The organism is Flavobacterium sp. GNP008 (assembly GCF_056428965.1).
This window is the reverse complement of the sequence record NZ_JBWJVL010000001.1, coordinates 1,123,090-1,137,750: the sequence shown is the minus strand read 5'-3', so window position 1 is coordinate 1,137,750 and position 14,661 is coordinate 1,123,090. Positions and strand designations below refer to the sequence as shown.

Genomic DNA, 14,661 nt, shown 5'->3' with positions numbered 1-14,661 from the left:
ATGAAAACTACAGAAACAAGAATTCAAGAATTAGTTACTGACTGGATTACGAACCCAAGATGGAATGGCATTGAGCGACCTTACACTGCTGAAGAAGTGGTGAAATTGCAAGGTTCTTATCAAATAGAACATAGTGTTGCCAGAATTGGAGCCAATACTTTATGGAATAAACTAAATGCTCAGGATTTTGTAGCCGGACTTGGCGCGCTAACCGGAAATCAAGCCATTCAAGAAGTAGAAGCAGGATTAGATGCGATTTATTTGAGCGGTTGGCAGGTAGCTGCTGACGCAAATGTAGCCGGCGAAATGTATCCTGACCAATCTTTATATCCTGCTAACAGCGTACCTTTAGTAGTAAAACGCATCAACAATGCGCTATTGAGAGCAGACCAAATACAAGTGGTTAACGGAACCGCTGACAAAAAAGAATATCTGGTTCCTATCGTTGCAGATGCCGAAGCCGGTTTTGGAGGAAACCTGAATGCTTTCGAATTAATGAAAGCGATGATTGAAGCGGGGGCTGCCGGAGTTCACTTTGAAGATCAATTGAGTTCTGCCAAAAAATGCGGTCACTTAGGTGGAAAAGTTTTGGTTCCTACACAAGAAGCCATCAATAAATTAATTGCAGCACGCTTAGCAGCTGATGTAATGGGAACACCAACACTTATTGTTGCTCGCACCGATGCAGATGCGGCCAACTTGCTAACTAGCGATATTGACCCAAGAGATGCAAAATTCATCACGGGTGAAAAAACAGGTGAAGGCTTTTTCTATGTAAATTGTGGTGTAGAACAAGGAATTGACAGAGGATTGAGTTATGCGCCTTATGCTGATTTAATTTGGATGGAAACCAGCAATCCGGATCTTGATTACGCAAGAAAATTTGCCGAAGGAATTCATGCAAAATTCCCAGGAAAAATGTTGGCGTACAACTGTTCACCTTCTTTCAACTGGGCTGCCAAATTATCCGTTGCCGAAATGGAAACATTCCGAGAGGATCTCGCTGCAATGGGATACAAATTCCAATTCATCACTTTAGCCGGATTCCACGCATTGAACACCAGCATGTTCGAATTGTCTAAAGCCTACAAAGAAAGAGGAATGGCTGGCTATTCTGAATTACAGGAAAGAGAATTTGCTTTGCAAAAGCACGGTTTCAAAGCCGTAAAACACCAAGGCTTCGTAGGGACTTCTTATTTTGATGCGGTACAAAACACGGTAACCATTGGAAAATCTTCTACCACTGCAATGAAAGATTCTACAGAAGTAGCGCAGTTTTAAACAAAATAGCCACCATAAAAAAACACGATTTCAGATGGAATCGTGTTTTTATTTTAAAAGTAAGAATGAGTCTTTATTTTGATTCTATAATTTCAAGATCCGTAACGACTTTCTGTTTTCCTTTTTGAATACTGATTGTATTGACTGAAACCGGAAGGTAAAATTTACCATTTTTAGCTGGTTCTAATTTTAATTTTTTATCTTTCTTTTTCCAATTATCCGCTGTTGCTTTCGTTATCGAAAGATCATAAACCTGCTTATTCAATCCTTTTACGGCTTTCACTTTCTGAGAATAAACGACTTCTTTGAAGCTGTTTTCAATTTGTAAAAGCACCTCCGATTCCTCATTCGAATAATACCAAATCTCTGCTTTTGGTTCTGAAGCCTTAGCCCAAGAACTCCAGCTGTTGCCCCATTCTCTTGATTTTTTTATCTTTTTAAGTTCAAAAACATGAAGATTTTCTGCTATAATTTTATCATTCAATTGTTGCAGTTGATCCAAATTGACTTTATAAATAGAACGACCATGAGTTCCCACCACTAAATCTTTTGCTTTCTTTTGAATCACAGCATCGTGAACGGCCACATTTGGAATTCCGCTAGAAAAATCATCCCAGCTCGTTCCTTTATTTAACGAAACATACAATCCGTTATCCGTTCCCAGATACAAAACATTCTCGTTGACATTATCTTCCACAATTACATTTACTGGACTTGCTGGCACATTATTGGCTATATTTTTCCAGGTTTGACCAAAATCATCTGACACGTACACATAACTGGTGAAATCATCATTTCGATAGCCGTTTAAAGTCGCATACACTCTTTCTTTCTTGTGTGCCGAAGCTACAACTCTGGAAATCCATCGGTTTTGAGGTAAATTTCCGGAAATTTTGTTCCAAGTCGCACCGCCATCTTTCGAAACATGAATTAATCCATCATCACTTCCGGTATAAAGCAAACCAAACTGCAATGGGCTTTCACTAACAACAGCAAGTGTTCCAAAAGCGACATTGCCTTCTTTCACTCCTTGCGTCAAATCAGGCGAAATAGTAGTCCACGTTTGTCCTTGATTCATCGATCTATGCAAGAAATTAGATCCCATGTATAAAATATCTTGGTTGTGCGAAGACAACAAAATAGGCGTTTGCCAATTGAATCGAAATGGTTTTTCGTCCTTTTTTGGCTTTGGCGAAACATACTCCCGTTTGTTATTGGCGCGATCAATTCGGTAATAATTTCCAAATTGAAACCCTGTAAAAACAATATTAGAATTCCTTTTGTCGATTTGAGTTTGCATTCCGTCTCCTCCCATCAAATTTTCGTACGGATATTTTCCGGTTTGATACCATTCTGAAGAGTATTTATAATCACTTGGTCCAACCCAAACCCCGTTATCTTGCATCCCGCCATAGATATTATACGGTTCCTGCTCATCGACATTCACCGCATAAAACTGACTTACTGAATGTGAATTACTTTTTACCCAATGCACTCCATCATCATACGAAATATTCAATCCGCCGTCATTTCCATTAATTAAATGCCCGGATTTATTTGGGTTCACCCAAACTACGTGATGATCTGCGTGAACATTCTCTTCGCTTATGGAGGTGAATGTTTTTCCGCCATCATTTGATTTTATAATGGGCACACCCGATAAATAAATTTTATTGACATCGTTTGGATCAACAGAAATAACACTGAAATAATACCCGTATGAATAAAAGAAATCATCAATAAAATCTTGATGGGTCTTCGTCCAGTTTTTTCCTCCGTTACTTGATTTGTATACTTCAGCTCCAATAACTTCTGTTTCCGCTAAACTATTTATTGCATCCAAAACTACTTTGGCAGCTTCATTCGGTTGCAAATATCCGTTTTGAACCCAGTGTTTGATATTTTCGGCTCTATATTTTTCGGTTAATCCATAATTCTTTAAAATAGAATTCAAACTTTTATTGGGTAATTTCAAGAATTCATCTCCCGGCACAGAAAATGCAGCCGGTAACGAATTACTTTTTTGGGTTCCTAACGGTCTTTTAAATTGGTTATCCAAAATAGCGTACACGTGATTATCATCATACACCGCTAAACCAATTCTCCCAACACCTTCGCCAACAGGAAATCCGCTTTCGGCAGTCGAAAAAAGTTTCCATGTCAATCCCGCATCTTCACTTTTATAAATCCCCGAAGTAGCGCCGCTCCCTATAAAATCCCACGCTTTCCTGTCTTTACTCCAAGAAGCCGCAAATTGAACCTTGAAGTTTTTTGGCGAAACAGCCACATCTATAATTCCGGTTTCATCGTCTATATAAAGGGTTTTATTCCACGTTTTTCCGCCATTTGTCGTTTTGTAAATTCCTCGTTCTTCATTTTTAGAATACAAATGACCCACTGCGCCCACTACAACCTCCTCAGTATTTGATGGATTTATCAGAATTCTGCTGATGTGATGGCTGTCGTGCAATCCCATATTTTGCCAAGTCTTTCCTTTGTCATCTGATTTCAAAACTCCAATTCCGGCGTAAGAAGATCGAGACGAATTTACTTCCCCAGTTCCTACCCAAATCGTTCCTCGTTTCCAGTCTATCGCGATATCACCTACATTTTGCGTAGGCGCCGCATCCATAACCGGCGAAAAACTCATTCCGTTATTATTCGTGTACCAAAGTCCGCCCGAAGCATAACCCACATAAAACTCAGTAGGATTTTCCGGATTTACATCTACATCCACCACTCTGCCACTCATCACCGTTGGTCCCACATTTTCGAAAGCAACATGCTGAAAAAGAGATTGTTTCTCCATTGTTTTTTTGACTTCCAAGGCTTGCTGAATTGCTTCAGTAGAAACTTGTCCCCAAGAGATGCTTTGTAGAATAAGGGCCGAAAAGAGTACTATTTTTTTCATGTAAATTGATTTGAATTGGAAAATTAATCATAAAAATAGTTATCTGAAAATTTTATAGTGTAATTAACATCCGTTTCTCTCAAAGTTACTATTTTTGAATATTCAATATAACAACCGAATTGTTATCAAATGAGCGTAGCGAGAAACGATTTCAAAACCAACACTAGCGCTCTGCGAATAACACTTGACCCATAAAAATCAACACATGAAATACCATCAAATTGACCGAGATTTATTTATAAAAAACAGAGCAAAGTTTATGGCTCAGATGAAGCCAAACAGCGTTGCCATTTTCAATTCTAATGATATTTATCCCGTTTCTGCAGATAGTACCTTGCCATTTGCACAACACCGTGACATCTTTTATTTGAGCGGAGTCGATCAGGAAGAAAGCATTTTATTGCTTTTCCCGGATGCGCCATACGAGCACCAAAGAGAAATGGTTTTCTTGAAAGAAACCAGCGAACACATTGCCATTTGGGAAGGTGAAAAACTAACTAAAGAGCGTGCTTTTGAAGTAACAGGTATCAGAACTGTGTATTGGCTACAGGAATTTGAAAAAGTTTTATTCGAAATGATGACGCATGCGGATACCATTTACATCAATACCAACGAGCATTATCGCGCTACTGTAGAAACTGAAACGCGTGAAGCCCGTTTTGTAAAATGGTGGAAAGAGAAATATCCGGCACATGCTGTTGCAAAAAGTAATCCAATATTACAACGCCTTCGTTCTGTAAAAGAAACTGAAGAATTGGATTTAATCCAAAAAGCCTGTACTATTACGGAACTTGGTTTTAGAAGATTATTACCTTTTGTGAAACCAAACGTAACCGAATACGAAATCGAAGCCGAGTTGATTCACGAATTTGTTCGGAACCGTTCCAGAGGTTTTGCCTACACGCCAATTATCGCTTCCGGGAACAATGCCAATGTGTTGCACTACATCGAAAACAACCAACAATGCAAAGCCGGTGATTTAATTTTACTGGATGTAGCAGCCGAATATGCCAACTATTCCAGTGACATGACCCGAACAATTCCAGTTTCAGGAACGTATACCAAAAGACAAAAAGAAGTGTACAATGCCGTTTTACGTGTAAAAAATGAAGCAACCAAAATGCTGACAACAGGAACACTTTGGAAACAATACCATATCGAAGTGGGGAAATTAATGACTTCAGAATTACTAGGTTTGGGTCTTATTGACAAAGCCGACGTACAAAATGAAAAGCCAGAATGGCCTGCATATAAAAAATATTTCATGCACGGAACATCGCACCACATGGGATTAGACACGCACGATTACGGAATCCTGACCGAGCCCATGCAAGCCAAAATGGTGTTCACCGTAGAGCCTGGAATTTACATCCCTGCTGAAGGTTTCGGAATCCGTCTGGAGGACAACATTATCGTTCAAGAAAGCGGCGAACCATTCAACATGATGCGCAACATCCCAATTGAAGTGGACGAAATCGAAGAATTAATGAACAGTTAGTTCCATAAAACATACAACCAAATCGGTTTACAGCAATGTGAACCGATTTTTTTTTGGGCGCAACCCAGCGTCCGTAAACTCCGGCTGCGTCGGGCTATTCGCTGCAAGTCCTCGTCTCGTCAAAAAGACAAGACTGTGGGCTTTCCACTATTATCCCTTGCGCGCTACAACGAGAAAATCTGTAATTCCAAAACACGAATTCCAAAATTCATGGTAAAGCTGTAACTTTATAATCACCCTTCCGACTTATTTAAAACAACAACTATTTTTTAAAACATATACAATATGTAATTTGAATCAAAAAAAAATTAAGAAAATTAAGCTCAGATTCTTAATAAAACTTAATTCCTTAATGTAAAAATTTTTAAATAAAAACTTAAAACACAGAAATCATGCAAGCACACGAAATAGACTACCACATTTACGGCGAGGAAATGCAATATGTGGAAATAGAATTAGACCCACAGGAAATTGTAATTGCCGAGGCAGGAAGTTTTATGATGATGGACAATAATATCCAAATGGAAACCATTTTTGGAGACGGTTCCGGGCAGGAAAACGGATTGTTCGGTAAACTTTTAAGCGCCGGAAAAAGAGTATTGACAGGCGAAAGTCTTTTTATGACGGCGTTCATCAATCAGAATAATACCAAAAGCAAAGTTTCATTCGCATCGCCTTATCCTGGGAAAATAATCCCAATTGACTTGACGCAATTTGACGGAAAATTCATTTGTCAGAAAGACGCCTTTCTCTGCGCTGCCAAAGGCGTTTCTGTGGGGATTGAATTCTCAAAAAAACTCGGTCGCGGATTGTTTGGCGGTGAAGGTTTCATCATGCAGAAAATTGAAGGCGACGGTCTGGCCTTTGTGCATACCGGCGGAACATTAGCCAAAAAAGAATTAGCCGCAGGTCAAATCCTAAAAGTCGACACCGGTTGCATCGTAGGTTTTACCAAAGATGTCGATTATGATATTGAGTTTATTGGCGGCATCAAGAATTCTATTTTTGGTGGCGAAGGATTATTTTACGCCACACTTCGCGGTCCAGGAACGGTTTATGTACAATCCTTGCCTTTCAGCCGACTTGCGGACAGAATCATAGCATCTTCACCAAGAGCTGGCGGAAACAGCCGCGACGAAGGCAGTTTATTAGGCGGATTAGGAAGTTTACTTGATGGAGATAGACGATTTTAAATAATTAAAATGGCTTTCAGAAATGGAAGCCGTTTTTTATTTTAAAGGAAGCTGAATTTGTGGTAAAGGTTGACAAAGTGTTTTGTTTACAATTTTTTCTCTCATTAATTTCTTCTTGTTAAAGTGCCTTGAAATATTTTGAGTAATTTCTGTATAATTATCCTTGACAATTTTACCATGTTCATCTTTTGTTTCATGATAAAAAATTTTTATGGAGCGACAGTTATTATGTTCAAAAACAGTATTCAATAATGTTCTATCCGATAACCCACAAGAATGTCCCATAATGTATACTTGATAAATATCGCTATCAATTAAATCCAAAAGTCTTTTATAATTTGACGTATGTAAGTATTGAAAAGATTTAATATTTTTTAAATATTCATTATCATCTTTCTCTTCAATTTCTTGATACTGTTTATCCATTTCATCTCCAAAACCAAAGTTAATTGGATTACTTTTATCATCTAATCTTCCATGAATTTCATTAAGTGAATCAAGATCCAAACCCAATAATTTTGAGTAATTAAAAACCGTAGTTGTATAATTAAAACATAGAAAGTAGGTCTCTAAACTTAGTTCATCTTTAAAAAGTCCTTGTTTCGGAATATCTCCAGGCGAAAGAAATTCTTTTTCAAATTTATCAAATCTATCTTTGATAACTTGAACATCTTTATTGGACAATTCCGTTAAGAATTTTTCAAGCTCATATTTTTCATAATAACATTTGTTGAAAATCTCAACAAATTCTTCAACTGAATCTTTTGAAAAATCATATTTATCTTCTACATTTTTAAGTAAATACTTTTCTAGTAGACCTTTAACTTGTTCAAATTCTTTATTTAATTTAATTATTTTAGAATTATTATTTTGTTTGACACACTCTTTTAAAAGTTTATAATATTCATTTTCTATATCAACCCAATTTTGAATTGAATCTTCGGAAATTTTTTTAAAAAATAAATTTTTAAATTCCATACCAAATTCACCAGAATTATTTTGTGTATTTCTTCCTATAAAATTCTTTAATTCTTCATAAGATTTTAAGTCATCAATAGCGTTATATTCAGATGAATTATACGAGTATCCAAACTTGCATATAATCGTAACAAACTCATCGTTCTTGTTTATTATAGTTTTAGTTCCTTTAGTGTCACATACATTCTTCCAATAATCATTAATAAAATCTTTATAAGAAGTCGGCAATCCATGCGCTAAATCAAATCCGTTTCCAATAATAACTAGTCTGTTCATAATTATAAATGCTTTTCTCAAATATACTATTTTTAATAAAATTGTTTACAGGAATTGCTTACAGGAACTTATATTTCTTAAATAGTTAAAAAAATAAAATGCTACTTTTGTAGACTAAATTTCCATTTTGAAACAAATTCTCTTTAAAAACACTAACATCTCCTATTCCGATACCGGGAAAGGAACCGCTATTGTCTTGCTTCATGGTTTCTTGGAAAACAAAGGCATGTGGGATTATTATATTCCGGAGTTTGCTAAAAAAAATCGCGTCATTACTATTGATTTATTGGGACATGGCGAAACGGAATGTTTGAGTTACGTGCAAACGATGGAAGATAATGCCGATGCCGTTCACGCAGTTTTATCGGAATTGCGCATCCGGAAAGCCATTTTTGTCGGGCATTCTATGGGCGGCTATGTTGCTTTGGCTTTCGCCGAATTGTATCCTGACACCATAAAAGGATTGGTTTTATTAAACTCAACGGCTAGAGCCGACAGCGCCGAAAGAAAAGTAAATCGGGACAGAGCCATTAAAGCGGTAAAACAATCTTTTATGAATTTTGTTTCACTTTCTATCGCTAATTTATTCAGCGAATCTAACAGAGAACGACTTTCATCAGAAATTGAAAGCGTAAAAAAAGAAGCTTTAAAAACACCGCTGCAAGGAATCGTTGCGTCACTGGAAGGAATGAAAATAAGACACGATCGGGAAGTGTTGTTGCACCTTACACCCTATCCAAAATTATTAATTCTGGGCGAAAAAGATCCTGTTTTAAATTACGAAGAAACCAAAGAACAGATAGAAAACACTGCAGTAAAACTGGTGACTTTTCCGGACGGACACATGAGTCATATTGAAAACCAGGACCAATTATTGATTGTATTGTTGGCTTTTTTTAAAAGCATCTAAATTATTTTCTCTTCAAAAGGCATATTCTCGTCTAAAATTTCGCTTAATAAAAGAACCATTTGTTCTAAATAATTACTCAAAATTTCTTCATTTATAATTGCATTTATTTCTTTCTCTTCTTTAAAATTAAACGGAAGAAAACCTGCTTTTAAATTCTTAAAAGAAATAATTCCCGCTTCAATTGGCTTACCTTTAGCTTCATGCTCATACATGTAAGCATACGCTAGTACCTGGATAATTTTATCGCTTTTAATATCTTCAGTCAGTCCTTTCCAAGATTTCAACGTGACACTTGCTTTCTCTACTTTACCCGTTTTGTAATCGATAATTCGAATGATTCCGTTACGCTCTTCAATTCGGTCTACATTTCCTCTTATCAGTACCGGAAAAGGTAAATTAGGATGATTTAAAGTACGTTCAAATGTTTGTTCCAAAGCTAGAATTTTTATCGCATCGCCGCTCTTAATACTTTCCAGTTCGACTTTCAAGAAATTCGAAACATTACGTTTGGCGACTTCAAACGCCAATAAATTTCTTCCTTTTTTGATTTCGCCTTCTTTGTACACCAATTTGAATTGCTTCAAAACCTCAGCGTCAATTTGTTTGAAACACTTTAAAATAGCACTTTCCGAAATAAATTTATCAATAAATGGTTCGTATAAAACCTTCAACGTTTCGTGAATAATCGTTCCCAGCGTATTCAAGGCAATATTTTCTTCGACTTCTTCGACTTCACTGATGCGCAAAATCTTCTGGAAATAAAACTGAATCGGATTTCGGATATAACTCGTCAATGCCGATGGCGAAAAACCTTTTTCAGCAATCTCTTTCAATCGTACCATCACACTTTCGGATTTTGGAATTACCATCGGTCGATACGCCGTTTCTGGTAAAACTGCATTGTAGATTTCGTGCGTTAGTGTATGATTTTTTTGCTTTTCGACTTCCAATTGGGTTATGAATCGGCTTTTTTCTCCCGCGTCTAAACCTTCACTTTCGGTATTATAAAGCAAGTAGATGTTTTTGGCGCGTTGTAATAAATGATAGAAATGATAGGTATAAATAGCGTCTTTTTCTTTGAAAGTCGGCAATCCTAATTCGCGTTTCACATCATATGGAATAAAGGAATTTTGTGATTTCCCCGCCGGGATTTTCCCTTCATTCATTGAAGTGACAATAACGGTATCAAAATCCAAAACACGACTTTCTAACACGCCCATAATCTGCAAACCATTCAACGGTTCGCCTTCAAAAGAAACTTCTGCCAAATCAATTACTTGTTTGTAAATCGCATAAAGTGTTTCTATTTTATCAATGTGTTCATGCTTCGAATAATAATTAATTAGTTTATTAATTACTTTAAAAATGGCAAAAACAAAAGACTTCGTAACTTTTTCTTCTTCGTTATCGTTGCTTAAATTTTTTTTTATCGTTTGCAATAATGTAGAAATCGTTTCTAATACCGGAATAGAACCATTTTCCCATTTTTGAAATAGCAACAGAAACAACTCGCTTGGAATTGCATTCAATTCCATCAATTTATGATGGGTGATAAATGTGTAATTATTTTGATTAATGATTTTAACTAATACATTCGTACTTGCATACGGCTCCACCAAAGGATGCGTCAAAATATCCAAAACATCTTTGTAATACAACACATAGCTTTTGGCATTTCTAGACAATGCATTCGTATGCATTTTGAATAATTTAGCAATCAAAATCTGTGCTGGATTGTTCTTGCTCGAATACCCCATCGTTATATTCAAAGCCCCAACAGTTGACGGCAATGAATACAAAAGCGGAACCAAAAGATTTTCTTCACCAAGAACAATCGCCACTTTATCAAGTTTCCCTTCCGGATTTGTATTGATGACATTTTCAATGATACTTCCTGCTATTTTGGCCTGACCAATTGTTTTGGGTGTACCAATTACCTGAATGTTTTTAGTCTGTGAAAAATCATCTACAATCCACTCAAACGGATGCTGTTTGTAATGCTTCCAGGTTTCTTTGAAACGGCGTACAAACAGTCCTGCATCGTGATACGGATCGTTTAGAAAGGTTTGGTCTACATCCCAATATATTTTGGCCTGATCAGAAGCGATAAGATGCTGGATTATTTTTTCTTCGGCAGCATTCAACGCATTAAAACCGGCAAAGACAAATTGTTTGTCTTTGACAGAATCTATAAAATGATCCATATTTTTTACGGCTTCCCGATAAATAAGCCCTTGATATCCGATTCCTTTGTTCAGTAAATGAGTATAAAGGGATTGATAATAATTAGGAAGTAACTTCCAAAAATCAATATATTTCTCTAACAAAGCAGTTTTATTTTCGACTTCAATTCCCCATTTTTTGATATCTTCAATATCCTTCAAATACGAAAGAACATGAAGTGGTTCTAATAAATAGCGGTCTATTTCATTGAAGTCCTGTAATAGTGTTTTGGCCCAATTGGCAAACAATTCAAAGGATTGTTGGTTTGCTTTATCAGTAATAGACAAATAAACATCGTAGAATTCAAATAATAATTCTATAGGATCTATAGCTCGGATACCAGCTATGTTTTGAACAAAATCTTCAATACTTATAATTTCTGGAGAAAGAATATTAGTGCTAACTTGATTTCTCAACGCTTCAATCAGAAATATTTTGGCTCGTTTATTTGGTAAAACTACAATGGTATTCGAAAGATTCTCTAAATAATTTTCAATTAAAACCGAAGCTATTTTATCTAAAAAAGAAATATTTGTCATTTTATAAAAATAAAAAAAACGCCCCGATAAATCGAGGCGTTTTCTAAAAAAATTTTGAAGAAAATTATTTTTGCAAAATAACTTCTGTTCTTCTATTTTTTGCTTTACCAGCAGCAGTTTTGTTTGTTTCAACCGGAGTTCCTTCACCAAAACCAATAGCGTTTAAATTCTCAGCTTTAATACCTCTTTCTAACAAAGCATCTCTAACAACGTTAGCTCTATCTTCAGAAAGTTTTTGATTGAAAGCATCTGAACCATCACTATCTGTATGTCCTTCTACACTGAATTTAGCATTAGGATAATTTTTAAGGATGTTTGCCATTGCATCTAATCTAGCTGGAACATCTCCAACTTTGAAAGTAGCTTTACCTGAATTAAAATAGATTGCTCTAGCTTGAATTTTAAGATTGTCTAAAGCTTCAGTAGTTACTTCAGGACATCCTCTGTTGCTAGCTGGACCAGCTACAGTAGGACAATCGTCATCTTTATCTAAAACACCATCTCCATCAGTATCTGGCCATGGACATCCGCCATTTTCTTTAGGACCTGCAACTGTAGGACATTTGTCATCTTTATCAGCGATTCCATCTCCGTCAGCATCTGGACAACCATTTAATGCAGCAAGACCAAAAACAGTAGGACAAGCATCATTTTTATCAGCTACTCCATCTCCATCTGTATCAGGACATCCGTTTAATGCAGCTAATCCAAAATCATTTGGACATTCGTCAGCACTATCTTGAATTCCATCTCCATCAGTATCAGGACAACCATTGAATTCTTTTAAACCTGCAACTTCAGGACAAGCATCATCTTTATCATAAATTCCGTCGCCATCAGTATCTTTTCCACCAAATTTGAAGATAAGACCTGCTGAATGTTGAAAATGTGATGGTGCATCTGGAACACCAGCTGCATCTTCTCTATCTCCAAAAGATTTTTTATATCTTGTAGAAAGTTCTAGTCCAACATTTTCAGTAAACCATAATGTTAAACCAGCACCTGGATTTAAAGTTCCGTAACTGCTATCGCCAAAGAAAGTGTAACCTCCACCAACAGATAAAGACGGATCAATTATTTTTGAATTAATCAAGCTCATAAAACTGTACTTGATAGTTGCATCCACACCGTAATACATTAAATCTCCAGGATTAGAAACAACATATCCACGAGAATCATGACCAACAGCATTTGGAGCAAATCTCACATACTTATCAATTTTGTTAACCGAACCAGAAAGTCCGAATGAGAAATTATCCCCTACATATCTAGATACACTAAGGTATGATACTGAAGGAAGAACATTCCAATTGTTTTTAACGTCAAATGGTTGAGAAAAATGGCGGTCTGCCCAATTTCTTCCTCCCCCAGCACTAGTTCTAGTGTCAACGGCATTAACTCCAAAAGAGATAGCCCATGGATTGTTACTGTCTTGTGCGTGAGAGCTTAAACCCATCACCATCATCACAGCAACTAAAATTTTGTTAAGATGTTTCATACTTAATTTTTTTAATTACAATTTAGTTAATTAGAAACAAAAGTAGTACGTAAATTTTAAACTACAAAATGAAATGTTAAAAAAAACTTATAAACTGAGTGAAAAGTGGGAATTATACAACATTTAACATTCTTCCAACCGCAATAAATGCATTTATTGCCTGATCTAAATGCGCTGTTGTGTGAGCAGCAGAGAGTTGAACTCTGATTCTAGCCTTATCTTTAGGGACCACCGGGAAAAAAAAGCCTACTACAAAAATCCCTTTTTTTAACAATTCATTTGACATTTCTTGTGATAATTTTGCATCATATAGCATTACTGGAACTATTGCAGAATCACCATCAATAATATCAAAACCAGCTTTTTTCATTCCCGCTTTGAAATAATTAGTATTCCATTCCAATTTATCTCGTAAAACAGTATCTCGCTCTAATATCTCAAAAACTTTTATGGAGGCCCCAACAATGGCCGGTGCCAATGAATTTGAAAACAAATACGGTCTGGATCTTTGACGCAATATTTCAATGATTTCTTTTTTGGCTGTGGTATATCCACCCATTGCCCCACCAAGTGCTTTTCCTAATGTTCCTGTAATAATATCAACTCGACCCAGCACTCCTTTGGCTTCGAGAGTTCCTTTTCCGGTTGCACCAATGAATCCAGCGGCATGACATTCATCAACCATGACCATCGCATCATACTTATCCGCTAAATCACAAATTTTATCTAACGGCGCTACTACTCCATCCATAGAGAAAACACCATCGGTAACTATTAATTTGAAACGTGCTCCAGCTTCCGTAGCCTTAATCAGTTGTTGCTCCAAATCATCCATGTTGCTGTTTTCATAACGATACCGTGCCGCTTTGCACAAACGAACACCATCTATGATAGAAGCGTGATTCAAACTATCTGAAATTATCGCATCGTTTTCTCCTAATAATGGTTCAAAAACACCTCCATTCGCATCAAAAGCCGCTGCGTAAAGAATCGTATCTTCGGTACCATAGAATTCTGCTATCTTTTTTTCTAAAGTTTTATGAATATCCTGAGTTCCACAAATAAACCGAACCGATGACATTCCGAAACCATGGGTGTCCAAAGCGTCTTTTGCAGCCTGAATCACTTCGGGATGGGATGACAATCCAAGATAATTATTAGCACAAAAATTCAAAACCGTTTCTCCTGTCGATATTGTGATTTCTGCACCTTGTGGTGAAGTAATGATTCTTTCTTTTTTGAAAATTCCATTGTCTTCAATAGTTTGCAATTCTGACTCTAAGTATTCTTTGATTTTTCCGTACATTTTTTCTTTATTTGTTTATGCTATAATTTGATTCGTTCTCTTTTTAAG

At 36.4% G+C, this 14,661-nt stretch carries 9 protein-coding genes; 4 read left to right on the top strand and 5 right to left on the bottom strand.

The genetic code is table 11. The features are described from left to right. Positions 1–1,281, top strand: a complete 1,281-nt coding sequence (gene aceA, locus AC0608_RS05075; RefSeq protein ID WP_478288331.1) for an isocitrate lyase — start codon at positions 1–3, stop codon at positions 1,279–1,281. A 73-nt stretch (positions 1,282–1,354) separates the two neighbouring features. Here aceA and AC0608_RS05070 read toward each other — a convergent pair whose 3' ends face one another. Next, positions 1,355–4,192 (bottom strand): WD40/YVTN/BNR-like repeat-containing protein, encoded by a 2,838-nt coding sequence (locus tag AC0608_RS05070; RefSeq protein ID WP_478288330.1) that lies wholly within the window; start codon positions 4,190–4,192, stop codon positions 1,355–1,357. A gap of 205 nt (positions 4,193–4,397) precedes the next feature. On the opposite strand from AC0608_RS05070, the gene AC0608_RS05065 reads away from it, so the two are divergent. Both AC0608_RS05065 and AC0608_RS05060 read left to right on the top strand, forming a co-directional pair. After that, on the top strand, positions 4,398–5,690 hold the full coding sequence (locus AC0608_RS05065; RefSeq protein WP_478288329.1) for an aminopeptidase P family protein: 1,293 nt from the start codon (positions 4,398–4,400) through the stop codon (positions 5,688–5,690). Between the two features lie 392 nt (positions 5,691–6,082). Continuing rightward, on the top strand, positions 6,083–6,883 hold the full coding sequence (locus AC0608_RS05060) for a TIGR00266 family protein (RefSeq protein WP_478288328.1): 801 nt from the start codon (positions 6,083–6,085) through the stop codon (positions 6,881–6,883). A 36-nt stretch (positions 6,884–6,919) separates the two neighbouring features. Here the strand turns inward: AC0608_RS05060 and AC0608_RS05055 are convergent, their stop codons facing one another. Further along, positions 6,920–8,158, bottom strand: a complete 1,239-nt coding sequence (locus AC0608_RS05055) for an AbiH family protein (RefSeq protein WP_417959212.1) — start codon at positions 8,156–8,158, stop codon at positions 6,920–6,922. 106 nt (positions 8,159–8,264) lie between these two features. Between AC0608_RS05055 and AC0608_RS05050 the strand changes: the two genes are divergently transcribed. Continuing rightward, positions 8,265–9,047 (top strand): alpha/beta fold hydrolase, encoded by a 783-nt coding sequence (locus tag AC0608_RS05050; protein ID WP_417989777.1) that lies wholly within the window; start codon positions 8,265–8,267, stop codon positions 9,045–9,047. Here the strand turns inward: AC0608_RS05050 and AC0608_RS05045 are convergent. The 3 genes from AC0608_RS05045 to kbl form a co-directional block, all read right to left on the bottom strand. Next, the gene (locus tag AC0608_RS05045) at positions 9,044–11,809 is read right to left on the bottom strand and encodes a PD-(D/E)XK nuclease family protein (protein WP_478288327.1); all 2,766 of its coding nucleotides are present in this window, start codon (positions 11,807–11,809) and stop codon (positions 9,044–9,046) included. The two genes, AC0608_RS05050 and AC0608_RS05045, sit on opposite strands and share 4 nt — an antisense overlap. A gap of 64 nt (positions 11,810–11,873) precedes the next feature. After that, positions 11,874–13,307: an OmpA family protein gene (locus AC0608_RS05040; protein ID WP_417959208.1), complete on the bottom strand. Its 1,434-nt coding sequence runs from the start codon at positions 13,305–13,307 to the stop codon at positions 11,874–11,876. A 112-nt stretch (positions 13,308–13,419) separates the two neighbouring features. Next, positions 13,420–14,613 carry a glycine C-acetyltransferase gene (kbl, locus tag AC0608_RS05035; protein WP_417989774.1) on the bottom strand — a complete coding sequence of 398 codons (1,194 nt, stop codon included), beginning with the start codon at positions 14,611–14,613 and terminating at the stop codon, positions 13,420–13,422. Positions 14,614–14,661: the final 48 nt, after the last annotated feature.

Bases quoted from the DNA above. Each gene is read 5' to 3' on its own strand.
- AC0608_RS05045 (WP_478288327.1), bottom strand. From the start codon at position 11,809: ATGACAAATATTTCTTTTTTAGATAAAATAGCTTCGGTTTTAATTGAA.
- aceA (WP_478288331.1), top strand. From the start codon at position 1: ATGAAAACTACAGAAACAAGAATTCAAGAATTAGTTACTGACTGGATT.
- AC0608_RS05065 (WP_478288329.1), top strand. From the start codon at position 4,398: ATGAAATACCATCAAATTGACCGAGATTTATTTATAAAAAACAGAGCA.
- kbl (WP_417989774.1), bottom strand. From the start codon at position 14,613: ATGTACGGAAAAATCAAAGAATACTTAGAGTCAGAATTGCAAACTATT.
- AC0608_RS05070 (WP_478288330.1), bottom strand. From the start codon at position 4,192: ATGAAAAAAATAGTACTCTTTTCGGCCCTTATTCTACAAAGCATCTCT.
- AC0608_RS05060 (WP_478288328.1), top strand. From the start codon at position 6,083: ATGCAAGCACACGAAATAGACTACCACATTTACGGCGAGGAAATGCAA.
- AC0608_RS05040 (WP_417959208.1), bottom strand. From the start codon at position 13,307: ATGAAACATCTTAACAAAATTTTAGTTGCTGTGATGATGGTGATGGGT.